General features: G+C 46.3%; 27 protein-coding genes. 8 read left to right on the top strand and 19 right to left on the bottom strand.

The features are described 5' to 3' along the window. The first annotated feature begins 75 nt into the window (after nucleotides 1–75). Together MY523_RS04975 and MY523_RS04970 are read left to right on the top strand one after the other, a co-directional pair. Nucleotides 76–2,229, top strand: coding sequence for a carboxy terminal-processing peptidase (locus MY523_RS04975; protein WP_250657704.1), 2,154 nt, complete (start codon nucleotides 76–78; stop codon nucleotides 2,227–2,229). Nucleotides 2,230–2,427: 198 nt separating this feature from the next. After that, nucleotides 2,428–3,288, top strand: a complete 861-nt coding sequence (locus tag MY523_RS04970; RefSeq protein WP_250657703.1) for a helix-turn-helix domain-containing protein — start codon at nucleotides 2,428–2,430, stop codon at nucleotides 3,286–3,288. Nucleotides 3,289–3,335: 47 nt separating this feature from the next. Here MY523_RS04970 and MY523_RS04965 read toward each other — a convergent pair whose 3' ends face one another. Together MY523_RS04965 and mtnA are read right to left on the bottom strand one after the other, a co-directional pair. Beyond that, entirely contained in the window at nucleotides 3,336–3,629 is a 294-nt protein-coding gene (locus tag MY523_RS04965; protein ID WP_250657702.1) for a hypothetical protein, read from the bottom strand. Between the two features lie 24 nt (nucleotides 3,630–3,653). Then, nucleotides 3,654–4,700 carry an S-methyl-5-thioribose-1-phosphate isomerase gene (mtnA, locus tag MY523_RS04960; protein ID WP_250657701.1) on the bottom strand — a complete coding sequence of 349 codons (1,047 nt, stop codon included), beginning with the start codon at nucleotides 4,698–4,700 and terminating at the stop codon, nucleotides 3,654–3,656. A 174-nt stretch (nucleotides 4,701–4,874) separates the two neighbouring features. Between mtnA and MY523_RS04955 the strand changes: the two genes are divergently transcribed. The 4 genes from MY523_RS04955 to MY523_RS04940 are packed head-to-tail and all read left to right on the top strand — an operon-like array spanning nucleotide 4,875 to nucleotide 8,482. Continuing rightward, nucleotides 4,875–6,230, top strand: a complete 1,356-nt coding sequence (locus MY523_RS04955) for a TRZ/ATZ family hydrolase (RefSeq protein WP_338021736.1) — start codon at nucleotides 4,875–4,877, stop codon at nucleotides 6,228–6,230. 59 nt (nucleotides 6,231–6,289) lie between these two features. Then, nucleotides 6,290–7,003, top strand: coding sequence for a bifunctional 2-polyprenyl-6-hydroxyphenol methylase/3-demethylubiquinol 3-O-methyltransferase UbiG (gene ubiG / locus MY523_RS04950; RefSeq protein ID WP_250657699.1), 714 nt, complete (start codon nucleotides 6,290–6,292; stop codon nucleotides 7,001–7,003). Between the two features lie 34 nt (nucleotides 7,004–7,037). Continuing rightward, a complete protein-coding gene (locus MY523_RS04945; protein ID WP_250657698.1) occupies nucleotides 7,038–7,712 on the top strand; it encodes an HAD-IA family hydrolase in 675 nt (224 codons plus the stop codon). A gap of 20 nt (nucleotides 7,713–7,732) precedes the next feature. Beyond that, the gene (locus MY523_RS04940) at nucleotides 7,733–8,482 is read left to right on the top strand and encodes a YciK family oxidoreductase (RefSeq protein ID WP_250657697.1); all 750 of its coding nucleotides are present in this window, start codon (nucleotides 7,733–7,735) and stop codon (nucleotides 8,480–8,482) included. A gap of 145 nt (nucleotides 8,483–8,627) precedes the next feature. Here MY523_RS04940 and ccmI read toward each other — a convergent pair whose 3' ends face one another. From ccmI to ccmA, 9 genes are all read right to left on the bottom strand, one after another. Continuing rightward, nucleotides 8,628–9,968, bottom strand: coding sequence for a c-type cytochrome biogenesis protein CcmI (gene ccmI, locus MY523_RS04935; RefSeq protein WP_250657696.1), 1,341 nt, complete (start codon nucleotides 9,966–9,968; stop codon nucleotides 8,628–8,630). 3 nt (nucleotides 9,969–9,971) lie between these two features. Continuing rightward, a complete protein-coding gene (locus MY523_RS04930) occupies nucleotides 9,972–10,442 on the bottom strand; it encodes a cytochrome c-type biogenesis protein (protein WP_250657695.1) in 471 nt (156 codons plus the stop codon). A 26-nt stretch (nucleotides 10,443–10,468) separates the two neighbouring features. Continuing rightward, the gene (locus MY523_RS04925) at nucleotides 10,469–11,005 is read right to left on the bottom strand and encodes a DsbE family thiol:disulfide interchange protein (RefSeq protein WP_250657694.1); all 537 of its coding nucleotides are present in this window, start codon (nucleotides 11,003–11,005) and stop codon (nucleotides 10,469–10,471) included. 50 nt (nucleotides 11,006–11,055) lie between these two features. After that, nucleotides 11,056–13,080 carry a heme lyase CcmF/NrfE family subunit gene (locus MY523_RS04920; RefSeq protein ID WP_250657693.1) on the bottom strand — a complete coding sequence of 675 codons (2,025 nt, stop codon included), beginning with the start codon at nucleotides 13,078–13,080 and terminating at the stop codon, nucleotides 11,056–11,058. Between the two features lie 67 nt (nucleotides 13,081–13,147). After that, on the bottom strand, nucleotides 13,148–13,624 hold the full coding sequence (gene ccmE, locus MY523_RS04915; RefSeq protein WP_250657692.1) for a cytochrome c maturation protein CcmE: 477 nt from the start codon (nucleotides 13,622–13,624) through the stop codon (nucleotides 13,148–13,150). Further along, complete coding sequence (ccmD, locus tag MY523_RS04910; protein WP_250657691.1) at nucleotides 13,621–13,800, bottom strand: heme exporter protein CcmD; 180 nt, start codon at nucleotides 13,798–13,800, stop codon at nucleotides 13,621–13,623. The genes ccmE and ccmD overlap by 4 nt, the downstream gene beginning before the upstream one ends. Further along, nucleotides 13,797–14,543, bottom strand: coding sequence for a heme ABC transporter permease (locus MY523_RS04905; RefSeq protein WP_250657690.1), 747 nt, complete (start codon nucleotides 14,541–14,543; stop codon nucleotides 13,797–13,799). Before MY523_RS04905 ends, ccmD begins: the two co-directional genes overlap by 4 nt. Before the next feature lie 71 nt (nucleotides 14,544–14,614). Next, entirely contained in the window at nucleotides 14,615–15,322 is a 708-nt protein-coding gene (ccmB, locus tag MY523_RS04900; RefSeq protein ID WP_370301366.1) for a heme exporter protein CcmB, read from the bottom strand. Then, the gene (gene ccmA, locus MY523_RS04895; protein WP_250657689.1) at nucleotides 15,319–16,032 is read right to left on the bottom strand and encodes a cytochrome c biogenesis heme-transporting ATPase CcmA; all 714 of its coding nucleotides are present in this window, start codon (nucleotides 16,030–16,032) and stop codon (nucleotides 15,319–15,321) included. Before ccmA ends, ccmB begins: the two co-directional genes overlap by 4 nt. A gap of 233 nt (nucleotides 16,033–16,265) precedes the next feature. Here ccmA and fliK point away from each other — a divergent pair, with 233 nt between their 5' ends. Further along, entirely contained in the window at nucleotides 16,266–17,798 is a 1,533-nt protein-coding gene (gene fliK / locus MY523_RS04890; protein ID WP_250657688.1) for a flagellar hook-length control protein FliK, read from the top strand. Nucleotides 17,799–17,946: 148 nt separating this feature from the next. After that, nucleotides 17,947–18,270, top strand: coding sequence for an EscU/YscU/HrcU family type III secretion system export apparatus switch protein (locus tag MY523_RS04885; protein WP_250657687.1), 324 nt, complete (start codon nucleotides 17,947–17,949; stop codon nucleotides 18,268–18,270). Between the two features lie 207 nt (nucleotides 18,271–18,477). Here MY523_RS04885 and MY523_RS04880 read toward each other — a convergent pair whose 3' ends face one another. The 8 genes from MY523_RS04880 to MY523_RS04845 form a co-directional block, all read right to left on the bottom strand. Further along, nucleotides 18,478–18,876, bottom strand: a complete 399-nt coding sequence (locus MY523_RS04880) for a DUF2802 domain-containing protein (protein WP_250657686.1) — start codon at nucleotides 18,874–18,876, stop codon at nucleotides 18,478–18,480. A 37-nt stretch (nucleotides 18,877–18,913) separates the two neighbouring features. Beyond that, nucleotides 18,914–19,402, bottom strand: a complete 489-nt coding sequence (locus MY523_RS04875; RefSeq protein WP_250657685.1) for a chemotaxis protein CheW — start codon at nucleotides 19,400–19,402, stop codon at nucleotides 18,914–18,916. A gap of 257 nt (nucleotides 19,403–19,659) precedes the next feature. Beyond that, nucleotides 19,660–20,847 carry a chemotaxis protein CheW gene (locus MY523_RS04870; RefSeq protein ID WP_250657684.1) on the bottom strand — a complete coding sequence of 396 codons (1,188 nt, stop codon included), beginning with the start codon at nucleotides 20,845–20,847 and terminating at the stop codon, nucleotides 19,660–19,662. After that, nucleotides 20,837–21,259: a hypothetical protein gene (locus tag MY523_RS04865; RefSeq protein WP_250657683.1), complete on the bottom strand. Its 423-nt coding sequence runs from the start codon at nucleotides 21,257–21,259 to the stop codon at nucleotides 20,837–20,839. The genes MY523_RS04870 and MY523_RS04865 overlap by 11 nt, the downstream gene beginning before the upstream one ends. Nucleotides 21,260–21,441: 182 nt before the next feature. After that, nucleotides 21,442–22,224: a ParA family protein gene (locus MY523_RS04860; protein WP_250657682.1), complete on the bottom strand. Its 783-nt coding sequence runs from the start codon at nucleotides 22,222–22,224 to the stop codon at nucleotides 21,442–21,444. Between the two features lie 261 nt (nucleotides 22,225–22,485). Then, nucleotides 22,486–23,274: a flagellar motor protein MotD gene (gene motD / locus MY523_RS04855; RefSeq protein WP_250657681.1), complete on the bottom strand. Its 789-nt coding sequence runs from the start codon at nucleotides 23,272–23,274 to the stop codon at nucleotides 22,486–22,488. 18 nt (nucleotides 23,275–23,292) lie between these two features. Further along, a complete protein-coding gene (locus tag MY523_RS04850; protein WP_250657680.1) occupies nucleotides 23,293–24,033 on the bottom strand; it encodes a flagellar motor protein in 741 nt (246 codons plus the stop codon). Further along, the gene (locus MY523_RS04845; RefSeq protein ID WP_250657679.1) at nucleotides 24,033–25,265 is read right to left on the bottom strand and encodes a protein-glutamate methylesterase/protein-glutamine glutaminase; all 1,233 of its coding nucleotides are present in this window, start codon (nucleotides 25,263–25,265) and stop codon (nucleotides 24,033–24,035) included. Before MY523_RS04845 ends, MY523_RS04850 begins: the two co-directional genes overlap by 1 nt. Nucleotides 25,266–25,398 lie beyond the last annotated feature (133 nt).

Here is a 25,398-nt window from a genome sequence, read left to right as displayed (position 1 = left end):
GATATGATGAAACAATTCTTGTTAGCCCTCAGGGTCATTAAGATCATTTACAATGCGTGATACCAAATAATTATTATGATGACAAAAAAGACAGATTACCGCTTTTTCCCTTCACATAGCTTACGTACCACTTTTCTAGTTAGCGCATTGGCATTTACCTCATTGCTGACCAGCGGTTCTGCTTTTGCGTTGGCAACAAACACCGATGACTTCCAGCCTCTAATGCCCGATAAAGAGCAACAGGCAGCCAGTATTCATGTCTCCAGGCAACTACTGCTATCTCACTACCGCAAGCAGCCGATTGACCGAAACCTGTCTGAGCGCATATTCAATAAGTACTTAGATAGTTTAGACAGTCAGCGCATTTACTTTCTCGCCAGCGATATAGAAAGTTTTGAGCCCTACCGTTTCCGTTTGGATGGAGCACTAAAAACAGGCCAACTTTCGCCAGGCTTCAACATCTACAACACCTATGAGCAGCGGGTAATAGAGCGTCTCAGGTATCTTTTAACCATGCTGGATACAGGCATAGACAAACTCGATTTTGAAAAGAACGAATCACTGCTAACAGATCGTAAAGACAGCCCATGGCTAACCACCAAGGAAGAGATGGACGACCTATGGCGAAAACGACTCAAAAGTGCAGTACTTTCATTAAAATTAAGCGGTAAAACAGACAAAGAAATATTAAAAACCTTAAAAACCCGATACGAAAGCCAATTAAACAGGGTCTTACAAACCCGAAGTGAAGATGCATTCCAAGCCTACATGAATGCATTTACCGGTGTTTACGACCCTCATACAACCTATTTTTCACCTCGCACATCAGAAAACTTCAATATCAACATGAGCCTCTCTCTGGAAGGGATTGGTGCAGTGTTACAAAGTGACAATGAGTACACTAAAGTACTTCGGATGGTACCGGCCGGACCTGCTGATAAGCAAGGTCAGCTGCGACCTGCGGATCGTATTGTGGGCGTCGGCCAGGGTAAAGAAGGTGAAATTGTAGATGTTGTCGGTTGGAGGCTTGATGAGGTTGTCGACCTGATCAGAGGCCCCAAGCACTCTATTGTTCGGTTAGAAGTTATCCCAGCCGGTAACAAAGACGAAAACCAGACCAAGATCATTAATATCGTACGGGACAAGGTTAAGCTTGAAGAGCAAGCCGCACAAAGCCAGGTGATGGAAGTTGAGAAGAACGGCCAAAAACATCGTATTGGAATTATTGAGATCCCGGCCTTCTATGCTGACTTTAAAGCCATGCAGGAGGGTGATCCAAACTACAAAAGCACCACCCGCGATGTTAAAAAACTTCTTAAGGAGCTTGAGCAAGAAGGAATTGACGGCTTGGTGGTCGACCTGCGCAACAACGGCGGCGGGTCACTTCAGGAAGCAAACATGCTGACAGGCCTATTCATTGAAGAAGGCCCAACAGTGCAAATTAGAAATAGCCGTGGCGTTGACGTATTAAAAGACCCAGACCCCGAGCTGGTATACGGCGGGCCATTAGTTGTTTTGGTGAATAGAATGAGCGCTTCAGCCTCTGAAATTTTTGCTGGCGCCATTCAGGATTACGGCCGCGGAGTCGTTATGGGTAGCCAAACGTTCGGCAAAGGCACGGTTCAGTCTGTTCGTTCACTCAACCACGGCCAAATAAAAATAACCCAAGCGAAATTTTATCGAGTATCCGGCGCAAGTACACAGCATAAAGGTGTTATACCCGATATAGAGTTACCCTCGACCATCGATAAGACTGAAATTGGTGAAGATGCACTACCAGAGGCGCTACCATGGGATGCTATTGACCCAGTCGAACATACCAAATATACCTCAACCTCGGATGTTCTCAGCCAGCTGAAAGCGCGACATGAGCAGCGCTTTAACGCGACCGAAGAGTATAAGTTACTGCTCGAACAGATCGAATTTTTAAATGAAAGACGAGCAGCCACAACGCTGTCACTCAATGAAGCAGAAAGAACTAAATTGAAGACCGAGCTTGATCAAAAGCAACTTGAACTGGTCAACAAAAGCCGTGCAATAAAGGGCGAGAAGCCATTTAAATCAATAGAGGAAAAAGAAGAGCACGATGACCAACTAGCCGCCAACCCTGAAAAAGATAAAGAGCTTGATTTCATAGCAAAAGAGAGCGCTGAGGTCATACTGGATTTAATAGAATTCAACCAGCGCGTTGCAAACAGTGGCGAAAACGTAAGTTATACACTTAGGTAACACGCTCTTCAATAATACGACGGCTCCCGAGCGAGTGCATGATAGATAATTACATCCATCAAATGTAGCTCGGGAGCAAATTGACACCCTAACCTACCCACACTCCCATCTTACAGGCTAAACTAACCAGTAGTCACAGGCTTCTTTCGATTTCGACATGTCAATCCACACAACTGGTCATTAAAAGGATTAAAGCTCATGAAACAGGATAACCATGAAAAGCATAATGCGCTTGAAGAGTTTCTGGAAGACTCTTTCAACGACTCAGAAGAAGTCGATCATGGTGCCAGTATTCCTGATCAAGCGTATAAACCCACACCTGATGAGGGCACAGGAAACAGCGAAGATGATTCGGAAGATGAGGCAATAAAAAGCAAGCAAGAAAGCCGAACCAGACGAGAGCCTATTATAGACGATGAGATCGATGATGAGACCCTTATCGACAGGCTCAGCGGGCTTACCTCTTCAGCATTTAAGTTTGCCAAGCGCACGACTCAGACATCCTTCAAGGTAGGCAAAGCACTTATACACTCTCAAGACCAACTAAAGTTAATGCTGGCAGCGGGCCAATCTCTAAAAGACTTACGAGAGGTAGCAGGCCTTACCATATCCGAGGTCAACGAAGCCCTTAACCTTAAAGACAAGTCAATTCTTGAGGCAGCAGAAAACGGTACAGCAACCCTCTCTTTTGAGCTCATTTTAAGACTTTCTGCGCTACTGGCGCGTAACGACCCTATTCCCTTCATCATCAAATATACTCGCACCTATAACCCGGAAATATGGAAAATTTTAAGCGACTGGGGGCTTGGACGACTGCCTCTTCAATATGAGAGAGAGCGACAGTTTATCAATATATTCCGTGCTCATGATGAGGCCAGAAAGCTATCCGACGATGGCTACCGAAAAGTGCTGGAGTTCACTCAAAAAGCATTTGATATGTCTCTGCACTTCATAGCAGAACAGGAGAATGTCGAATTTGAAGAGAGTGAGGATAAGCCAAACAAAAAGAAACCAGATAACAGCAAAAAGTCATCTAAAAACAAGCGGCAAGAAAAGTAAAAGAGCCCGTACTTAAGGCTCTTTTAACAAACAGGTCAGCACAAATACTATTTAGGTTTTTTATGTTCAGGCTGGTCAAATTTGAGGCTGGGCAGATTTGCCTTAGCCATAATCATTAATGAAAAGCCAGTAAAGATAAAAAAGAAAAATGAGGCTAAAAAACTTGCCGTAATCGGGTCGGTTCCACCTAATTCCTGCGTCTTAATGTACAAAAAAATACCACTGATTGCCGCTAGTATATAGCTGATATAGGCGGCGTATAGTGCTACTTTTTGCATTTTGCCTTTGGGCTTAATCTCGATTGCGCTTTGGGTTTGCTCATCTTCATTCAATATATTCATTAACTACACTCGTCTATGTTGTTTTCAGCCTAATAACGCGTTCATTTTTTCCGTAGTAGGTTTTAGCACCACGCCCTGCTCTGTCACTATCGCATCGATCAGGTCGGCGGGCGTAACATCAAAAACAGGGTTAAATGCACCTACATTGTCCGGTGCCAATTGGTACTCCTTTATACACGTAACCTCTTCTCCCGCTCTCTCTTCAATAGGAATTAAGTCCCCTGAGGTCAGCGATAAGTCTACTGTACTGGAAGGCGCAACAACCATAAATTTAATACCATGAAAGCGAGCCAGAACCGCCAGGCTATAGGTTCCTATTTTATTTGCTACATCGCCATTAGCGGTTATTCTATCAGCCCCGACTACAACCCACTTCACATCCCCCTGCTTCATAATATGAGCGGCTGCTGAGTCTGCATTTAATGAAACCGGGATGCCCTCCCTCTCAAGCTCCCATGCCGTTAGGCGAGCCCCTTGAAGCCAAGGCCGAGTCTCATCGGCATAAACATGGTTTATAATACCTTCATTCCATCCCTGCCTTATGACACCTAACGCGGTGCCAAAACCACCTGTTGCAAGCGAGCCTGTATTGCAGTGAGTTAGGACGGCAAACGGGGAAGCGGACTCCGCCATTAGTTCAGCGCCTAACTTCCCCATCTTCTTGTTTGCGGCAATATCTTCAAGGTGGATTTTCTTCGACTCACTATTTAACGCCTCAAATGGGTTCTCGCTATCAGGCAGCGTAACAATTAACTTTTCCATTCGGTCTAGCGCCCAAAACAGATTTACCGCCGTTGGGCGCGAATTGGCAAGCTCTGCTATCGCTGTGGCAACATGTTCCTTCCATTTGTCCTGATGAAGTGTATAAGCAGCACTGCCGGCCAATACCACACCATAGGCGGCGCAAACACCAATAGCCGGTGCCCCTCTAACAACCATCTGTATTATGGCGTCTGCTACTTCACTTGAAGTGTGGCATGGAATGTACAACTCCTGACCAGGCAACACACGTTGATCCAGCAACTCTAGCCGACCATCCTGCCACCTTATCGCTTCAACACCGGGACTCATCAAACACCTCTACAACTGCTAATACATTTGGCTGAGCGTAGTTTACGGGGAATAGCGCGGTAATAGAACGATTAATACAAAAACAAACCTAATTCTTGTGCTGAACAAAAATCTGTCTTAAAGCCATAAGACAGATACCCTCATTCAAGGTATACTGATTAAAAATGTAACCGGATGCCCCTCACAGTTTTTATGCTTAATAATCAATCAGTAGACACCATAATAAACGCCCGTTGGGTGATTCCTGTGACCCCTCGGAACACGGTTCTTGAAAACCACAGTCTGGTCATATCCGGGCACAAAATAATAGATATACTTCCCTGCGAAAATGCCGCTGCAAAATACACTGCCAATGAGACATTCGAACTAAACACCCATGCGGTTCTGCCAGGCCTGATAAACGCCCACGGCCATAGTGCGATGAGCCTATTCAGGGGGCTGGCTGATGACCTTCCTCTGATGGAGTGGTTGAACGACCACATCTGGCCCGCCGAAGCGAAGTGGGTTAATGAAGATTTTGTTGCTGATGGCACCTTGTTGGCCATCGCAGAAATGATAAGAAGTGGTACAACCTGTTACAGCGATATGTACTTTTTCCCCAATATCAGTGCCAAAGTTGCAACGGAACACAAAATACGTACCCAGATATGCTTTCCAGTGTTAGATTTTCCTACTGCCTGGGCTCAAAACGCAGATGACTACATCCACAAGGGAATTGAACTGTTTAACCAATACCGAAACAGTGATTATGTAACTGTCGCCTTTGGGCCTCACGCACCCTACACTGTTTCAGATGCGCCTTTGAAGCAGATTGCAACACTGGCAGAGCAACTTAATGCCCAGATACAAATTCATTTGCATGAAACGGCTTTCGAGGTTCAGGAGTCAATAGAAAAAACAGGTATGAGACCGCTACAACGGCTCGCCAACTTAGGGTTGCTATCGCCTTCCTTGCAGTGTGTGCATATGACTCAGCTCAATGATGACGATATTGCCCTGCTGGCCGAAAGCAAAGCCCATGTTATTCACTGTCCTGAGTCCAACTTGAAACTAGCCAGTGGCTTTTCTCCGGTTGATAAGTTATTAAAATCAGGTATCAATGTTGCGTTGGGCACTGATGGTGCCGCCAGCAATAATGACCTTGACCTGCTTGGAGAGATGAAAACAGCCGCATTAATAGGCAAAGCTGTTTCCAGCGATGCCTCAGCGGTTAATGCGCACCAAGCATTAGAAATGGCAACAATTAATGGCGCTAAATCAATGGGGCTAGAGGACAAAATAGGCTCGCTGGAGGTCGGTAAACTGGCCGATATTATCGCGGTCGATCTTGGCTCTATCGATTGCCAGCCTGTTTATGACCCTTTATCTCACATCGTGTACGCCACCAATAGCCATCAAGTGACTCACAGTTGGATTGGTGGGGAGATACATATGAACAACCGCCAGCTTTCGATGATAGACACGCTGCATTTAACGGAGCGGGTGAGAAAATGGGCAGAAAAAATTAAAGCGGCTGATGCGGCCAATTAACCGAGCTATATCGCATTACAGTCGCAGCAAAAATTAACACGTATTAAGGTTAGATCACCATGAGCAACTCAGCATACAGAAACGTAGACAGTAACGAAATCGCAAAATTTGAAGCGTTAGCCAGCCGCTGGTGGGATAGAGAAAGTGAGTTCAAGCCGTTACACGATATCAACCCACTACGTGTTAACTATATTGATGAGCGCGCCAACCTGCCCGGCAAAAAAGTATTAGATGTTGGCTGTGGCGGAGGCATTTTGTCAGAAGGCTTATCTCAACGCGGCGCTCATGTTGATGGTATAGATATGGGGGAGGCCCCCTTGGCTGTCGCTCGATTACACGGACTTGAGTCCGGGGTCAGTGTAAACTACAGACAGATCACGGTTGAAGAGCTTGCCAGCCAGGAAGCTGGTACATACGATGTCGTCAGCTGCCTGGAAATGCTGGAACATGTTCCTGAACCCGCATCTGTTATCAAAGCCTGTTTTCAGCTGCTAAAGCCCGGTGGAAAACTCTTTCTATCAACGCTTAACCGCAACCCGAAGTCCTTTCTATTTGCTATCGTCGGTGCGGAACATATTCTAAAAATGTTGCCTAAGGGCACTCACGAATTTAAAAAGTTTATCCGTCCATCAGAGTTGGCCGGCTTCGTACGAGATGCGGGCTTTGAGCTAAATGACATCACCGGGATGACATATAACCCGATAACCAAGCGATACAAACTCGGTCGTGATGTAGATGTAAATTATTTAATGTATGCGGTAAAGCCGAGTTAACCCCTTATACATCGCTGAATAACAGGTAGAAACAGTGGCGCTAAACTTCATTCCTCAAGCAGTTTTGTTTGACCTGGACGGGACACTCTTAGATACCGCTCCCGACTTTATCCGGGTTGTAAACCAACAACGCCTAAGACACAACATGAGTACTCTGGAGCCTGATTTGATTCGGGCGACAGTATCAAATGGTGCTCGGGCGTTAATTAAGCTAGCCTTCGACCTCGACCAGGATGACAAAGCGTTTACAGATAAGCACACCGAGTTGCTGGCACTTTACGAAAGCTCGATAGCCGACGAAACTGTCTTTTTTCCGGGTATAGATCTATTTTTAAAACAGCTGGAAGAAAAATCTATACCTTGGGGCATTGTAACGAATAAGCCATCACGCTTTACCCTGCCCCTGTTGGAAAAACTAAATCTCGATCAGCGCTGCAGTGTAACCATCTGTCCTGATGATGTAGAGAACACTAAACCTCATCCAGAACCATTGTTTCTTGCTTGCGAAAAGCTCAAGTGTTCACCCGACAAATCCTTATATGTAGGTGATCATGAGCGCGACATAGAGGCGGGACGACGAGCAGGAATGACAACTATCGCTGCTCGCTATGGATACATCGATACCCCTGAACGAGTCGATGATTGGAACGCAGACCTCATTATCGATCACGGGAACGAACTCTCTGCATGGTTTGAAGCAATCAGCTAACGATAACAGGTTAAACAATTATGCAAGACTATAAAGCCCCAAAAGACCTTTTAAAAGGGAAAGTAATTCTGGTAACAGGCGCGGGAGCTGGCATCGGCCAGGCAGCAGCTAAAACTTTCGCGGCTCATGGCGCAACAGTTATTCTTCTGGGCCGAACGATAAAAAAGCTTGAAGACGTATATGATGAAATTGAAGCAGCGGGTTACCCGCAGGCAGCAATTTATCCTATGAATCTGGAGGGCGCAGTCGCAAAAGATTATGACGATATGGCTGCAACCATTGAGAAAGAGTTTGGTCGCCTTGACGGCATACTGCATAACGCCGCACTGCTCGGCAGTATTACCCCCATTGAGCAATACGATGTAGACGAATGGCTAAAGCTAATGCAAGTGAACCTGAATGCCCCTTTTATGATGACTCAGGCATTAATTTCTCTGCTTAGAGAATCTGATGATGCTTCGGTTATTTTCACCTCCTCCAGCGTAGGAAGAAAAGGCAGGGCTTATTGGGGAGCATACTCAGTGTCCAAGTTTGGAGTCGAGGGTCTGATGCAAGTGCTTGCAGACGAGCTTGATGACGAACATCACGATATTCGTGTTAACAGCATCAACCCGGGTGCGACACGCACAAATATGAGGGCGCATGCTTTTCCAGCTGAGAACCCTATTCATAACCCTCTACCCGAGGATATTATGAGCACGTATTTGTATTTAATGGGGAAAGACAGCGTTGGTGTTACCGGACAGACGTTTGATGCTCAGAAGAAGTAAATGGATTTGTCGCAGCAGTTCGGACATTAACCAGCTCATATAGGGTGTAACCTATGTCTCCGGTCTATACAACCTCGCCCCCACCTATAAATATAAATGGGTTCAAACGGTCACACTAATCTGTGTGACCGCCAACATAACTCCGCTACTTAACTTTCTCATCAATAAGAATCTTAACCACTTCACCGCCTCCCACTTTCACCGGTGACACGATTCCCTGAAGATCTCCGGGCATAGCGCCGGGCTGCCCGCTCTTGGAGACCCTTGCAACAATGCTAACTTCTTTTACCGATGAGAGCTTAGCCATTGGCCCCATTGCCATCGCATCATTCAGGCTAACCTGAACCGGTAAGTCCGCAACCGTTTGGCGGCTTGCTGCAAGTGGCATTGGAGGCCCATCGACAGCTCTAGCAAAAATAAAAATCGTATCGTCAGGGGAAACTTGCCCTGCGAAACCAGAATCCAACTCAACCAACACGTTAACTACCGCCCCCGCATCCTCAACGCCACTATTTTGCTCTGTAGCTTTTTTCTGGCCCTGCAATTGTTCGCTTTCTGGGCTCTGATACCGATCAGGCTGGGCAGGAAGCCCCATTGCTGAGCGCGCTTTATTGATCCCGGCAACAATAGCATCTCTACTCGGGTTATCTGGCTCAACTTCAAGAATACGCGCCCAGTGTTTTATTGCATCTTCATAGCGCCCACTTTCAAACGCTGCAATGCCCAATAACCCCAAGCCATTTGTTTCATCCGGGTTAATAGCAAACGCCTTATCCAATATGCTTTTTACTTGATCTGACATCTGTCCCTGTTCAGCGAAAAATTTGGCTTGAGCCGCCAAACCATAGATTGCAGATGGGTCTTGCTGCTCTTTTTCTAGCAATTCAGCCATTCGCATGAACGCGTATGATGCTTGCTCATACTTTTCAAGATTCATGCTTGAACGTGCCAACATAAACCAACCGTCGGGGTTATCCGGGTTTGCCTCAAGTTTATCCCTTAAAGCTGTGAGCAACTCTTCGATGTTTTTCTGCGGCATTCCCTCGCTAACAGCAGGAACTGAATTACCCCACTCCCGGTACTGAGCAACCCCGTCTAGTGAACCCCATTTAGCATACAGCGCATAACTCACGATCGGAATAGAAAGCAGCAGTAAACCAGTAACGCCCCATACAACAGGTGTGATCGTTACCGTTTTAGCGCGACTATTCTCGTCGTGGCTTAGCCCATCGACATCTGAAATAAGTCCTGCTTCAAGTTCGCCTTTAAGCTGCTGGTATTGAGACTCAGATAAATTGCCGGCCCGTTTTTCCGCAGAGATTTCCTCTAACCTATCCTTAAAAAAGGCAATGTTTTGTGAACGCCTATCAAGCCCGGCATCCTCATTGTTGCTGCCTTTCTTGCGATAAGCCTTAATCACCGGGTACAACACAAACCCAAACGTAAGAACAACCAAAACAACCGACACGAACCAAAAATCACTCATTGACTACTTCTCGTCTTCAGACAATATATTACTTAACTGGTTTTTTTCTTCCTGCGAAAGCGCTGAACCTTCCGTATCACTCGCCCGACGCTTTTTTCGTGCACTTATCACAACAATAACAAGGCCGAGCATAGCTATACAGGCAGGACCTAACCAAAGAAGATAAGTGGTCGTATCAAATTTGGGTTTATAGACAACAAAGTTGCCATAGCGCTCAACCATAAAATCTACAATCTGCTCTTCGTTATCACCCTCTAAGATCATACGATGAACTTCGTTACGCAAGTCTTTGGCAATCGGTGCATTTGAGTCGGCAATATTTTGGTTTTGGCACTTGGGGCAACGCAGCTCTTCAGTGAGTCGCTGATATTGTGAACGCTGTTCATCACTTTTGAATTCAAGCGTATCAGCCCCTTCATCTGCTATAGCGCTCATTGATAGCAGCAGACACAGCGACAATATAAGCTTTTTCATAAATTTAGCTCTCTTCAACTTAACCATTACCCTTCGTTTGAGTACTGCTTAACTCGCGGCTCAAGGATTTTTTTCCACACCTGATCGTCAACCACCCCAACGTGCCGATAGCGCACGATACCCTGGCTATCAACGATATATGTTTCAGGTGCACCGTATACCCCAAGATCCAGACCCAGCTTGCCCTTTTCATCATAAATATTGAACGTATAAGGGTCATCCAGCTTAATCAACCAGGCTTTTGCTGCATCCCTTTCATCTTTGTAATTCAAACCTATTACAGGTACCCCATACTCCTTGGCAATTTTCAACAGATACGGGTGCTCTACTCGGCATGATGGACACCATGTGGCCCACACGTTAAGAAGGGACACCTTTCCCTTCAAGTCTTCTTGAGAGAGAAATTTACCAGGATCCTGAAGACTGGGTAGCGTGAAAGATGGTAAGGGATCATCTATTCTGGCGGACTCAAGCTTGGTCGGGTCATTGCTCAACCCCCAAAACAAAATCACACCGATAATCGCCGCAAGAACGAGTGGAAGAAATAGTAGTGCTCGTTTCATATTAGTGTCTATACCTTTTAAAGTTCTCTAATGAGGCTTTTTGCTCTTTACTATGCCGTTCGTGGATCGCCATCGACCTTGTTATTGATCCCCCCGGCAAGTGCGGCTTCTGCTACAGGTTGTTTCTTGCGTATGCGATATCGTCTGTCACTGACAGCAATGAATCCCCCTGCCGCCATCATGAGTGCACCTAGCCACATCCAGCGAACGAAAGGCTTATAATGAACCCGAATGGCCCAAGCATCTCCATCCAGAGGCTCACCCATGGCAACGTACAGATCTCTAAAGAGTCCAGGATCAATAGCTGCCTCTGTCATCATACTACGTTGAGCGTTATACACGCGCTTTTCAGGCGATAGCGTTGCGATGCTGTCACCATCAGACCATACCGAAATGATTGCTTGGTCTGCCTCATAATTTGGGCCGATTTTATGGGTAAGCTGCTCAAACCTGAATTCATACCCAGCCACTACTACCGAGTCGCCAGGAGCTAACCTCAAGTCTCTCTCTTCCTCATAGTTTGATACCAGACAGATGCCGATAATACTTGCAGCCACCCCTAGATGACCGAGTACCATGCCAGTGTATGAGCGCCCAAGCTTGGACAACCCTTTCATGCGTCCTTGTTTGGATGAGGACTTGTTCCATACATCTTTAAGCGTTACCGCTGTTAACCAAGAGGCTATCCAAATTCCAAGAAATACGGACGCGTTAAACTCACCGGTAGATGCAAACATATAGGCTGACATAAATGGAAATAACAATGCCAACCCAGTGCTCAGTATGGCGGCCAACCACAGTTGCTTAACCAAGTGGTCGAGTTTGGTATCCTTCCAGCGGCTGACGATCCCGACTCCCATAACCGCGACCAAAACAGACACTATAGGAACAAAGAGCTTATTAAAATAAGGCGCGCCAACAGACAGTTTGCCAGCGCCAATAAAGTCCATTAACAGCGGATACAACGTGCCCAGAAATACGGTAACGGTCGCAACCATCAGGAAAACATTGTTCAACAGTAAGAATGTTTCTCTTGAAAGCAAGGTGTGCGATGCCCTGCTGCTGACTGCGGGCGCTCTGACAGCATACAGCGTTAATGCACCAACCAGTGTCACTGCAAGCAGCCCCAATATAAATGCCCCGCGAGCTGGATCAGAGGCGAAAGCATGCACGGAGGTCAAAACCCCTGAGCGGACTAGAAATGTACCTAAAAGGCTCAATGAGAACGCGATAATTGCCAACAGCACAGTCCAGCTCTTAAACACTCCACGTTTTTCGGTAACTGCTAATGAGTGCATTAACGCAGTGCCCACTAACCACGGCATAAACGAAGCGTTTTCAACCGGATCCCAGAACCACCAGCCGCCCCAACCAAGTTCGTAGTACGCCCACCAGCTACCAAGCGCAATACCTAACGTTAAAAACGCCCAGGCAACCGTTGTCCAGGGGCGAGACCAGCGCGCCCAAGCCGCATCAAGACGGCCGCTCATTAATGCAGCTAATGCAAACGCAAATGCAACGGAGAATCCAACATACCCCATATACAGCATCGGCGGATGGAGAATTAAGCCGATATCCTGTAGCAACGGGTTTAAATCTGCCCCCTCTTGAGGAAATTCGGGCAAGTAACGATTAAATGGATTAGACGTCGCCAAGATAAAAAGCGTGAAACCAACACTGATCATCCCCATGATAGAGAGCACCCGTGCAACCATATCCTGAGGCAGGTCACGACTAAATACTGCAACGGCAAAGCTCCAGCCAGCCAGAATCAAGGCCCATAAAAGTAGTGACCCTTCATGCCCTCCCCATACCGCGCTCAGCTTAAAGTAATAAGGTAGGTGAGAGTTTGAGTGGGCTGCAACATATTGCACAGAAAAGTCATCAGTGACAAAGGCATAGCCCAAACATATAAAACTAAGCATCAAGAATACAAACTGACCAGTCGCCATGGGGCGTGCAAACCCCATCCACAGCTCACTTTTTGTAAGGGTGCCGACAAGCGGAACAAATGCCTGAATAATGGCAATGGCAAATGCGAGTATTAACGCAAAATGGCCTAGCTCGGGTAACATATGTGTTTCCTGTTATTAGCGTTGTGCTTTCTTCAATATCACCGGGGAAAGACAACTGTTTAAATCATTAATAAGTCTGTTTTTCAGTGTACGATTTTACATCTTGTCCATCTGCCGTTTTGCCTGACTTATCCAAGGCATCCTGCACTTCAGGCGGCATATAATTCTCATCATGTTTTGCCAGAACTTCATCAGCCTGGAAAATACCATTTGCATCGACATTTCCCATTGCAACAATACCCTGCCCCTCTCTAAATAGGTCTGGCAGAATGCCAGTATAAGAAACCGGAATGCTGGCATTAAAATCGGTTAACTCAAACTTAACCAGCAAGCTTGACTCGTCCCTCTTGATACTTCCATCAACAACCATTCCGCCTGCTCTTATTCGAGCACCTTCAGGGGCTTCGCCATTTGCAATCTGTGTGGGGTTATAGAAAAGGTTTATATTCTCTTGCAAAGCAAATAAAACCAGACCGACAACTGAAGCAAATCCAAAGACTAGAAACAGCACCAAGATTAATCGTTGTTTACGTTTTGGGTTCATTGAGCCACTTTCTCCCGCTTAAGCCTTTGCACATGTTTCTTAACAATATCTTTTTTCTTTCTCATCGGTAATATGACATTGGCGACAAAAATCAACATCGCAACGCCGTAGGATAGCCAGACGTATAGTCCATGCCCCCCCATGGCCAAAAAATCAGAGAAATTTTCGAAGTTCATAAAGCAGCTCCTTTAGACACCAACTTCTTAACCCAGTTCGTTCGACGCTCACGCTCGAGAATCTCATTTCTGGTGCGAAGCAAAATGACCGTTGCGAAAAAACAATAAAAACCAATCATCATCACTAATAGAGGAATCCACATTTCAGCTGGCATTGCTGGCTTTTCAGTCAACTTGAACGTGGCTGGCTGGTGGAGCGTGTTCCACCACTCTACTGAATACTTGATTATCGGAATATTGACCATACCAACCAGCGCCAGAACGGCACTCGCTTTAGCGGCTGTAGCAGCGTCTTCTATCGCAGACTGCAGTGCCATAATACCAAAATATAAAAACAGCAATATTAACATTGATGTGAGTCGTGCATCCCACACCCACCAGGTTCCCCAGGTTGGCTTACCCCAAACAGCGCCTGTTAGCAGCGCCATAAATGTGAAAGACGCTCCTATTGGTGCTGCGGCTTTAACGAACATATCGGCAAGTTTCATTTTCCAAATCAAACCAATAGCACCAGCAATGGCCATCATCATAAAGCATGACTGAGCAAGAATGGCCGAGGGTACATGGATATAAATAATCCGAAAGCTATTCCCTTGTTGATAGTCTGCTGGTGCGAAGGCAAGTGCCCATATACTGCCGACAACAAGCAGAATGGCCGACGCTACAGCGAACCAGGGCAGCCATTTACCGGAAATATCATAAAACCATTTAGGGGAGCCTAGTTTGTGAAAAAAAGTCCACATCTATTATTTCTCGTACTTTAAATTAAAAATCGTATCTATTGCCGAATAACCGGGCACAACATCTGTATCAATTAATTCGACAGGCTAATTCTTAGTGCCGCAGCCGTCGCTATTGGCGACATCGTTAATGACAGCGCGAAAATCGCCCCCATCAGCGCAATATACCCATCAATAGGCAACATATTTGCCGCCGCCTGAACTGTCCCGGTGCCAAAAATTAACACAGGTATGTATAGCGGCAGAATAAGCAGCGAAATTAACACACCCCCAACCCTTAACCCAACTGTTAGTGCGGCACCAATAGCACCAACAAGACTAAGTACCGGCGTTCCCAGCAACAATGTCAGCATTAATACTTTTATGGTTTCAAATTCAAGATGCATCATAACGCCTAACATTGGCGATAAAATAAGCAGCGGAACACCCGTAACTAACCAGTGGGCAAATATTTTTGCCAATACCATAATGAACAAAGGTTGAGGTGTCAGGATAATCTGCTCTAAAGAGCCATCTTCAAAGTCTGATCTAAACAGGCTATCCAGTGATAGCAGTGTCGCCAGTAACGCAGCAACCCAAACTACCCCGGCCCCCGCTTCTTGCAAGAATGACTTTTCAGGGCTGACACCAAGAGGAAACAAGCTAACCACAATAACAAAAAAAATCATGGGGTTAACAAGGTCTTGCCGCCGACGGTAAGAGAGAGTCAAATCTCTTTTCAATACGGTGATAAATATATGGGAAACAGAAGGCGCCATTGTCGCTTGAATTTGCGTATTCATCCGACCTCTCCAACGGGTAGTTCACCGTCACACAGTGGTGCCTGAACCCCTTTCCTCTGGCCAAGCGTCAGTTTTCTAAAACCTTGCTCAAGCTGAAGCTCGTGATGAGTCGTTAGCAGCACCGCGCCACCTTTCTGAGCACGCTCTTGCAACAGCGCTTCAAGTTCTTTTACGCCCTTCTTATCGATTGCGGTGAATGCTTCATCCAGTATCCAAAGCTCATCGTTGGATAAGTAGAGTCGAGCCAGCGCAACGCGTCTGTGCTGACCCGCTGACAAATTATGGCAAGGCACATCTTCATAACCGTACAGCCCAACTTTCTCCAGGGCGTTGTGAATGTCTTGATCGGTTACACTCTGCCGCATGCCCATTAATGCTCTTAAGTTTTCAACAGGGGTCAAAATTGCCTTTACACCAGGCTTATGACCGAGATATAGCAGGTTTGATAGAAAGTCGATTCGGGTTGAGGCGATCGGTTCGCCTTTCCAGAACATGCTGCCTTCGTAAGCGCCCGACAAGCCACTCATAATTCTAAGAAGCGTCGTTTTGCCCGAGCCATTTGGGCCTTCTACCTGTACGATTTCACCGGCATTGATAGAGAAGCTCAAATCTTCAAATAACACCCGCTCATCACGCTCACAAAATAGTGATTCAGCGCGCAATAACTCTCGGCTGGTAGTATGAATAGACGCAGGTGAAACAACAGACATTAAAAACCTTCAACAACAGTGTGACTAATCAGCTTGCAACACCAATAGCCTTTTGGGGCGCACAGTATACACAAATGGAATAAACTTCCCTAATGGTTAACGCGAGCCTATTATATAGTAAGGATTTAAACAAATCCCTTGACTTAACTCACGTTAATTTGGGGCAAAGATTACAACTCGTTAAGGTTGTAGATCACCGGCTGGAACAGTAGAAACGAGGTCACAACATTTTCATGTCGATAGATGCGCCAAACAACAGAAAAGCCGATGTAACGCTGCCACCACAAACGCCATCACCCCGACCAACGGGGGGAGCAAACGCCGCATCAAGCTCAAGCCAGACATCTACAGCACCAGCTCAACCAGCGACAAACCTTGACAGCATCAACATAAAAGTCGGCCAGGCCTTACAGGCCAAGGTATTAGAAGTGATCAATGTTGTTTCAGCACGAACTGCACAAAACAGCTTTAATGTCACACTTGAAATCGGCGGAGAACGACTTGCAGTTAAGACCAGCATTCAGTTACAACCTGGCCAGGTTATCAATCTTAGCGTAAATGCCAAAGGCGAACTCATCCTTCCCAAGCCAACAAGCAGTGATACAGCGACACTCATTGCAGGCTTATCGAAGGTTCTGCCCTACCAGCAACCGGTTGGAAAAGTCATTAGCGCACTTCTGCAAAGTTTGCCTGCTATTGGCGCTGAGAATAATCAACTGAAGACGCTGCTGAACCAACTAACCACGCTATTACCAAAATCTGAAAACTTCTCCCAAGGCTCAGCAAACACCAACCAGAGCCCGGGTTTGCAACCTAACTCTGGCCAGTTAGTGAAACAAGCATTATCTCAGTCTGGTATCTTTATGGAGAACACCCTGGCCAATACTGCCAAGTCAGCGTCTCAAACCCTGGCACAAAATCAAGGCTTGCAACCCACCACGGCTCAGGCATTAACCCAAGCGGTCAAATCTGCCATTTCTTCGCCGTTGCCTTCTGCTAGCACTTCGACGGCGAATACCAGCAACGTAAGCCTTTCTGCCGCTATGCCAACAACGCTCTCAAGTCCGGCAGCAGCGATTCCACAAGGAGACTTGAAGGCCACCATTAGTCAATTAATTGACACTCTTAGTGCTTTATACTCTGCCAAGCACTCCCCATCAGGCCGCACGCCCCAATTCATGGCTGAGCCTGACCCTAGCTTGTTAGTTAGTCCGTTTAACTTTCCTGCTGCACTGGGCGGAGGAAAGTCCGCAAGCCAGCCCGAAAAAGAGTTATCGGTTGGAGACCTGCTTAAACGACTGGCAGGCGCATTAAACCGTATACAGTTTCAGCAGTTGAATAGCCTTTACCAAGCACAAACAGCCTCTTCAGAGACGACAAGTATTCAAACGTGGCAGATAGAACTCCCCTTCTTGTCGCCTCAAAATCAAGTAGATTCGGTGCAAGTAAGGATCGATCAGGAAAAGGAGAAAAGTGGTGACAAGCAGGAGTCTGAAAAGAAATCAAAATGGAAACTGTCACTGACCTTTGACTTGGAAGAACTTGGTCCAATGTTTATCCAGGTTAACCTTTCTCCGCCTACAGTTTCATCAACGATTTGGGCAGAGAATCAGCATACATTACAGTTAATTAATAAAGAAGCACATAATTTACGCGAAAGCTTTTCCGAACTGGGGCTGACTGTTGAAGAGATAACCTGTCGCCAGGGGCAACCCAACATGAAAAAGACCCGAATAGATCAGCAAATCGTTGATATAAAAGCCTGATATTTTAACCTTGCTCCACTACGTTACCTGCACAACTAACACAAAGTAACAGACAAGGTAGTAGCGGATGAAAGAATCGCTGATGAAAATGAGAGGCCACTCTTCATCGGCACCGACCAACAATGATAAAACTCAGTTCAAATAAATTATGCCAGAGTCAAAACAGAACATAACCACTGCCGTCGCGCTGAAATACGATGGAGAGGATGCGCCTACAATCTCTGCAACCGGAGAAGGCTCTGTTGCAGAGGAAATTATTAGAATCGCCAAAGAGGCTAATGTCCCTCTTTACGAGAACGCAGATTTAGTTGAACTTCTGTCAAAACTGGAGCTGGGAGAAAATATTCCCGAAGTGCTATACCGTGTCATCGCTGAAATTATTGCATTCGCGTATCACATACAAAATAAAGTACCGGAAGGTTTCAATACTGAGCGTGGCGAAATGGAGAGAAAAGAGAAGCCGATTAACTGATCAACGGTATTGATTGACAACCACGTGAGTTTTACCTCTCCTTAGTGGCAATAGTGGAATAGTGGAATAGTGGCACTTGCTGGTTAAGCAGAAACCATAGCAATATGATGGTTAAGTATTAGTTGCAACATTTGATGAGCAGAAGCCTCAGCAACGGCTATAGAGCGGGTACTGAGGTTTACATTGGTAGATTCGCTGTTTCGGGAATCAATTAACCGTGACATCACACGTCTGGCTTTTTTGACTTAATGCGGTCACCAGTTCAGCTTCTGGCCTGGAGATGCCACAACTGTTCATCAAGTCTTCGACATCGGCACCTAACTCGACCAGTCGGGTAGCCTCTGTATACGATACTCTATTGGGGTCATTTCTAACCATCTCTTCCTGACTGTTCTTCAGTTCAGCAATCTGCTTTTCGAGTACAATCAGCTTTCTGCCTACCCCCATAGAACCGCTGCCAATGGCCTGTAGTTCTTGACTAATGGCTTTTATCTGTTCGCTATATTTGGCAGCCTGTTTACTCATCGAGAACCTGAGAAAAACAACATACCCTGCCAGTAATATCGTTGATACTAAACTCAATAATGGAGCATATTGCTCTAACATCGCGTTACCCTCACTACTAGACCTTACAAGACAACGCTTATAAGGCCGACATATCTGCCCACTCTTCTTCGCTGAGCATTTTTTCAAACTCAACCAGAATAATAAGCTCGCCGTTTTTATTGCAAACGCCCTGAATAAAGCGCGCACTCTCTTCATTGCCGACGTTTGGAGCAGTCTCTACTTCTGACTGTTTCAGATAAACCACTTCTGCAACGGAATCAACCAACACCCCAACAACCTGACCCTCTATTTCCAGCACTACGATACGTGTATGGTCAGAAATATCAGACTGGCTAAGGCCAAACCGCTTGCGGGTATCGATCACGGTAACCACATTACCTCGAAGATTAATTATCCCCAATACATAATCTGGCGCTCCAGGCACCGGCGCTATCTCGGTATAACGCAGCACTTCCTGAATCTGCATGACGTTAATACCGTAGGTTTCATCGTCTAACCGGAAGGTTACATACTGGAAGATAGGATCTTCTGTTGTTTGACCACTATGCCCTGTACTAGATGCCATATTCCGAACCTCTTGATCCTATTTTAATTATCGGGTGTCAAAAAACTCTTTGCCAAACGCCATTGAAATTACCAATAGCGATGCTTGTCAAAAAATCATCACTCAAGCCATCTTAACCTTTTATTATCACATTCCATGCCAGGTTAATGACAAAAAGCTATAAATCGTTAGCTATAGTATAGCCAGAGTTTAGATAAGTGACAGAATCTTAATAGGAATAACCCGTAAAGAGTAGCAAATTCAACATGCTTAAGGGTTTATATTGGGGAGTGGTTTGTTTTCTGGGCAGTATCAAGCAAGTGGGCAACGGCCGCCACATCCATCAATGCACACATATGATCGATTACCGTACCCGCAAGCCATGGCCTTTTGCCTCGGTCGGTTCTCCATCGCACTTCTTCTGGCGAGAGGGAGAAAGACTGTGCAACAGAGTCGCAGGCCATCCCCCACTCGCTATTATCAAGCCTGATGACAAATCGATACCCCTCTTTAGCAGCCTCGTTATAACGCTCCGGCATTATCCACAGCGCAGAATCGACCACCTTGATATTTTTTTCGCCTACCGGCAACAAGCCAAGAAACCATGGGGGCCTACCCACTAGCGGTGTCAGTTCCCGATCCATAGAGTGAATCGCCCCCAGCGAAACCAAAGGCACGGCTAGTTTCAACCCTGCCACAGTAAAAATCAGACACTCAAACCGACCTTGAGCCCAGTTTGGCCGGCCATTATCCAACCAGCTATCCAAATACGCACTACGTTCCTCAGCAGCCGCTGTCGCCTGTTCAGACTCAACCGATTGCTCAGCTGCAGGCGCATTAGGGGTCGTTTTAGTTTTTTCGCTAACATCCTGAGTTTTACCAAGAGGTTCAGCCTTAGCCGTTGTCAAATTATTATCTGCAACAACGCTCTCGGTGCCAGCGTTCTTAGGGCTGCTTTCACAAGAAGTGGCAGGGGAATCGAGTTCACCGACAACCTGTTCAGGGATATTTTTGGCGACCGCCACATCAGCTTTAGTTTTAGTTTTAGTTTTAGGCAGCTCTAATGCCGGGCTCGTGCTCTGCACAGCGTCTGGTATAGCGCTAAGCATACCACTAATCGAGGGTGACTTAAGAGTCAGCGGCTCCCGGAAATCCCTCGGTACCGCTCTGGCCAGCGCTCTTTTCTTTTCCAACCGTTGCGCAGCCAGTGACGTTTCTCTGCCAGCCGTGTAATTGTGGCTGCCACTTCCGGCCATTGGTATTACTGGTTTCTGTTCACGCTGTCTGTGACCGCGACCTTCTGAGAGTTTTCTCGCGCGTTCACTGGCTAGCGCAGCTTCACGCTCTTCAGCCTCCCTTAGCTCATCCAACGGAGATGTTGATGGTAACTTTTGTAGCAAGTCATCAAGGTAGTCCTGTACCGCAACCTGAGGGTTGATCGTATCACTATACCGCTTACGACTCATTGAACCTCCTTGTTGCGGAAGGCAACCGAGTGATCTTGCAGAGTAAGCGGTACTCCATCATCCTCTCATGACACTGCTCAACAACAGCTTCGCGCACACGGCCGCTAATAGGGCATTTCAGCAATAACAGCCCTGATAAAAGCAGGGCAAATGACGCATTCAGGGAACGCTGAGGGCGCGACAAGTCCAATCGATAATGATCTAAATTAGTCAGAGGAATCAACCAGAAACCTGGCTTAATGGTATTTGAAAGAGACTGGAGTTTAGCGGTAGTAGTATTAGTAGTAGTGACCGATAAGTTATCAGGTGCAACACGCTGTTCCTCTTCGCTTTCAGACCAAAGAAGATCGCCAATATAACTGTTAATGGCATCATTGGGCGATGCTACAAATTGATTGTGCTTACGACTCATTTCGAACCACTCATCTCGAACTGCCCTTTTACTACTTGATCTATATACAACTTGATCTATATACAACTTGATCTATATACAACTTGATCTTTTACAACTTAATCTAAACAGTGCCCACGCTGAGCAAACGATATCACCTTGGTTGTAGCAAGGTATTCGTCGCCCCAACATTAGACCGCCAATCAAATATTGACGGCTTCGTTTTCCCTAATATTTTCCAGTAATTTTTTATACGCCCTAACTCCGTGAGTTGCTTCATCAAGCTCTGAGGGAACAACCCCCATTCTACTCGCATCTCTGAATTTAGTATCCACAGGAATGGCATACTTCCAGACCTGTGAACCCCAGGTATTTTTTACTGACCTCAGACTTTGTACCGACGCCTGAGTCCTTCTATCAAACATAGTTGGAATGATGGTATATGTTAATTTACTCTTTTGAGATTTAATCACCATATCCAATGTGTGCATCATCCTCTCAAGACCTTTAAGCGCCAAAAATTCGGTCTGAACCGGCACCATCAAGTGCTGACTCGCAGCTAATGCATTGATCATCAGAACACCGAGAGAAGGCGTGTTATCGATCAGTACGTAATCAAAGTCATCCCACAATATGGCAAGCGCTCGGGAAATAATTAATCCCATGCCTTCAACGCCAACCATTCGTCGCTCCAGTGTTGCCAGTGCCGTAGACGCGGGCAGCAGCTTTAACCCTGGCATCGATGTTTTGACAATTAAGGTGGCGGGTAGATCTTGGGGCACTTTGCCTTGATGTAAAAACAGATCAAATGCGCTGTGCTCAATAGTATCAGGGTCATATTTAAAATAACTGGTGAGGGAGCCATGAGGGTCAAGATCCATCATCAGCACTCGCTTGCCTTCTTTGGCCAATAGACCACCCAAGGCTACAGTTGTCGTTGTTTTCCCTACTCCACCCTTCTGATTTGCAATTGCCCAGATACGCACAGCGGTACCTCTTATCTTTATGTTTATTAAAATCAACAGCCTGAGGTAGTTATATCGACAAAGATGGCAATAACTTAATGATTGAATTAGCAATAAAACAACTCATATCACAACCACAGCACCCTAACAGCCAGGCACACTTTTGCCGGTTTTGCTATTTTAGACCTACTTTAGGCCTACTTTAGGCCTACTTTAGGCCTATTTTAGACCTAACAAGCAGGAATAATGCCATAGAAAAATGTAACGAAACGTTGAAGTTGATTAACCTTTATTGCGCAAGGTGACACGCACATTTGGGTCTTTTGAAATCACCAGCACAATCCTGCGGTTGCGACTTCTTCCTTCAGGCGTGTCATTCCTCGCAACAGGCTGATATTCCCCGTAGCCTACAGCAGCCATTCTGGAAGGGTCGACACCTTCATGCGCCAGTAAACGAACAACCGCCGCCGAACGCGACGAAGATAACTCCCAGTTTGAAGGGTGAGAGCGAGTACGAATGGGAATATTGTCGGTAAAACCTTCTACTAAAAGCGCATTATCATGGGATTTAAGTATAGTTGCGACCTGCTCAAGAATAGGAAATGCCTCGTCATAAGGTTCAACATCTCCACTTTTGAATAAAATTTTGTTTGATAACGAGACTTCAATCCAGTCTTCATTCTCATTCACCGAGACCAGCCCATCGGTGATCAAGCCAGAAAACTCTGCGGCGAATTTATCTGCAATTTCGCGCATCCCTTTGGTTCTATCTTTTATTCGCCCCTCACTCCCTCTTGGAATGGATTCAACAGGCTGTATTTTTTGTTCACCCTCATTTTGACCACTCGAGCGTGGAATGTGATCGCCAATCTGTATCGGCTTGGTCGTTCTCTGGGCAGAGTTGAAGGCTCCTTCAAGGGTTTCTGAGAGAACTTTGTATTTGCCTTCATTGACCGATGAAACCGAATACATCACCACAAAAAATGCAAAAAGCAATGTAATGAAGTCTGCGTAGGAAACGAGCCACCGCTCTTTACTGTGAGACTCATCCTCTTCCAACTGTCGTCTCATATTAAGCCCGCCTGAGTATTAGTGAAGAAAACCTCTAAGTTTCAATTCGATTGAGCGGGGGTTTTCCCCTTCAGAGATCGAGACCAAACCTTCGATCATCAACTCCCGATATAGCGATTCAAGCTTTATGACCGCTTTAAGTTTATTCGCAACTGGGAACAAAAACAGGTTGGCAAATGCGACGCCGTAGATCGTGGCGACAAACGCTGTAGCAATGCCCGAGCCTAAAGAGGCAGGGTCTTCCAGGTGACTCATAACATGAATCAACCCCATTACCGCACCGATGATACCAATCGTAGGAGAATAGCCTCCCATACTCTCATAGACTTTAGCACCTTCGATATCTCTGTTTTCCTTAGCGATAAGCTCAAGCTCCATGACACTTCGAATGGTATCAGGCTCGGCTCCATCAACCAGCAGCTGTAACCCTTTTTTTGCAAACGCCTCCTTCTCTTTTCCGGCGATTGTTTCCAGTCCTAACAGCCCTTCTTTTCTAGCCCTCATACTCCATTTGACGACCTTATCAACACCATCTTCCAAGTTGACATATGGCGGCATAAACACCCAAAGAAACATTCGGCCAGCATGCTTTAATAGCTTTAACGATGTTTGCAGCATGATAGCGGCAAAGGTTCCGCCAATTACAATAATCGTCGCTGGCAGGTTGATCAGGGCATCAACCGTACCACCTTCGAGAAAGTTGCCTCCAATAACTGCACCAAAGGCTAAAATAACACCAATAATACTCAATAAATCCATTACTTGACCCCGGACACAATACGTCCTGCAACATCTCCCAGACTCAGCACTTCATCCGCCAGACCGGCTTTTACAACGGCCATTGGCATTCCATAGATGACACTACTTTTCTCATCCTGCGCCCAAACCGTTGAGCCGGTTTGCTTCATCAAGCGGCAACCGTCTTTTCCGTCTGCACCCATGCCAGTCAAAATAATGCCTAAGGTTTTCCCTGGAAAACACCTGGCTGCTGAACCGAAGGTTACATCAACACACGGCTTATAGTGCAATCGGTCATCCCCTTCAAGAATCTTCACTCGGGCACTTCCCGAGCGGGATTCAATAATCATCTGCTTGCCACCAGGAGCCAACAAAGCCAAGCCGGGCCTAAGCATGTCGCCATCTTCTGCTTGCTTAACAGTAATCTGACACTGCCGATTCAATCGCTCAGCAAACGCCAAGGTAAACGATGCCGGCATATGCTGAATCAGCACAATGGGCTTGGAAAAGCTTGAAGGCAGCTTTGTCAGAACTTTCTGCAACGCAATCGGCCCACCTGTAGACGTACCAATTGCCACCAAATTCACCGGGTGTGATATCTTGCTGTTCGAAACAGGCTCTTCAGATAAGTCCTTCTGGCTCATTGAGCCTCGTGCCGATGCTTGGGAACGGTTAAGCCCTCCTGTATCAGATTTTACAACTGGGCCAGGCCTTGCTATTGGCTTCACTCGCTCAGTGCGCTTACCCACCGGACTTTTACCTGCCGGGCTTTCCGTGCCGCCCGATTGATGCGTACCGGCTGTGGAAGAGGAAGACTGCGAAATTGCGGAGGGTCGAGCAGGAGTGCGCTGCTTGTTAGTAGCAGCAACGGCTAGAATACGCTGCTTAAGAACTTCCTGCATTCTGCTGGAGTCCCTCGCAATGTCTTCAAAGTTTTTAGGTAGGAAATCGACGGCTCCGGCTTCCAGTGCATCCAGCGTTACGCGTGCACCTTCGTAGGTGAGCGAAGAAAACATTAATACAGGCGTGGGTGACTCACGCATAATCTGTTTGACCGCTGCCACACCGTTCATAACAGGCATCTCGTAGTCCATGGTGACTACATCGGGTTTAAGCTTTTTAACCAGCTCAAGCGCTTCCTGTCCGTTGCTTGCGGTGCCAACTACTTTTATTGTGCTAACTGACTCTAGAATTTCACAGACTCTTCGCCTGAAAAACCCCGAGTCATCAACGACTAAGACGGAAACCGCCATTCATGAATCTCCAGATAGAAAAATGCCTTCAGTTCAACGTTTTCGCTGAAGACTCTACTGCACCGACTCTACTCATCTAGTTAACAGTATTACGAATAGTCAATAAATAACGCAATTGCGAGCGCCTTGTTTC

This window comes from Alkalimarinus coralli (assembly GCF_023650515.1).
Classification (GTDB): Bacteria; Pseudomonadota; Gammaproteobacteria; order Pseudomonadales; family Oleiphilaceae; genus Alkalimarinus; species Alkalimarinus coralli.
Note: the sequence above shows the minus strand (reverse complement) of the source record. Positions and strands in the feature narration are given on the sequence as shown.

Coding starts and splice junctions, on each gene's coding strand:
- MY523_RS04975 (WP_250657704.1), top strand. CDS start 76: ATGATGACAAAAAAGACAGATTACCGCTTTTTCCCTTCACATAGCTTA.
- MY523_RS04970 (WP_250657703.1), top strand. CDS start 2,428: ATGAAACAGGATAACCATGAAAAGCATAATGCGCTTGAAGAGTTTCTG.
- MY523_RS04965 (WP_250657702.1), bottom strand. CDS start 3,629: ATGAATATATTGAATGAAGATGAGCAAACCCAAAGCGCAATCGAGATT.
- mtnA (WP_250657701.1), bottom strand. CDS start 4,700: ATGAGTCCCGGTGTTGAAGCGATAAGGTGGCAGGATGGTCGGCTAGAG.
- MY523_RS04955 (WP_338021736.1), top strand. CDS start 4,875: ATGCCCCTCACAGTTTTTATGCTTAATAATCAATCAGTAGACACCATA.
- ubiG (WP_250657699.1), top strand. CDS start 6,290: ATGAGCAACTCAGCATACAGAAACGTAGACAGTAACGAAATCGCAAAA.
- MY523_RS04940 (WP_250657697.1), top strand. CDS start 7,733: ATGCAAGACTATAAAGCCCCAAAAGACCTTTTAAAAGGGAAAGTAATT.
- ccmI (WP_250657696.1), bottom strand. CDS start 9,968: ATGAGTGATTTTTGGTTCGTGTCGGTTGTTTTGGTTGTTCTTACGTTT.
- MY523_RS04930 (WP_250657695.1), bottom strand. CDS start 10,442: ATGAAAAAGCTTATATTGTCGCTGTGTCTGCTGCTATCAATGAGCGCT.
- MY523_RS04925 (WP_250657694.1), bottom strand. CDS start 11,005: ATGAAACGAGCACTACTATTTCTTCCACTCGTTCTTGCGGCGATTATC.
- MY523_RS04920 (WP_250657693.1), bottom strand. CDS start 13,080: ATGTTACCCGAGCTAGGCCATTTTGCGTTAATACTCGCATTTGCCATT.
- ccmE (WP_250657692.1), bottom strand. CDS start 13,624: ATGAACCCAAAACGTAAACAACGATTAATCTTGGTGCTGTTTCTAGTC.
- ccmD (WP_250657691.1), bottom strand. CDS start 13,800: ATGAACTTCGAAAATTTCTCTGATTTTTTGGCCATGGGGGGGCATGGA.
- MY523_RS04905 (WP_250657690.1), bottom strand. CDS start 14,543: ATGTGGACTTTTTTTCACAAACTAGGCTCCCCTAAATGGTTTTATGAT.
- ccmB (WP_370301366.1), bottom strand. CDS start 15,322: ATGAATACGCAAATTCAAGCGACAATGGCGCCTTCTGTTTCCCATATA.
- ccmA (WP_250657689.1), bottom strand. CDS start 16,032: ATGTCTGTTGTTTCACCTGCGTCTATTCATACTACCAGCCGAGAGTTA.
- fliK (WP_250657688.1), top strand. CDS start 16,266: ATGTCGATAGATGCGCCAAACAACAGAAAAGCCGATGTAACGCTGCCA.
- MY523_RS04885 (WP_250657687.1), top strand. CDS start 17,947: ATGCCAGAGTCAAAACAGAACATAACCACTGCCGTCGCGCTGAAATAC.
- MY523_RS04880 (WP_250657686.1), bottom strand. CDS start 18,876: ATGTTAGAGCAATATGCTCCATTATTGAGTTTAGTATCAACGATATTA.
- MY523_RS04875 (WP_250657685.1), bottom strand. CDS start 19,402: ATGGCATCTAGTACAGGGCATAGTGGTCAAACAACAGAAGATCCTATC.
- MY523_RS04870 (WP_250657684.1), bottom strand. CDS start 20,847: ATGAGTCGTAAGCGGTATAGTGATACGATCAACCCTCAGGTTGCGGTA.
- MY523_RS04865 (WP_250657683.1), bottom strand. CDS start 21,259: ATGAGTCGTAAGCACAATCAATTTGTAGCATCGCCCAATGATGCCATT.
- motD (WP_250657681.1), bottom strand. CDS start 23,274: ATGAGACGACAGTTGGAAGAGGATGAGTCTCACAGTAAAGAGCGGTGG.
- MY523_RS04850 (WP_250657680.1), bottom strand. CDS start 24,033: ATGGATTTATTGAGTATTATTGGTGTTATTTTAGCCTTTGGTGCAGTT.
- MY523_RS04845 (WP_250657679.1), bottom strand. CDS start 25,265: ATGGCGGTTTCCGTCTTAGTCGTTGATGACTCGGGGTTTTTCAGGCGA.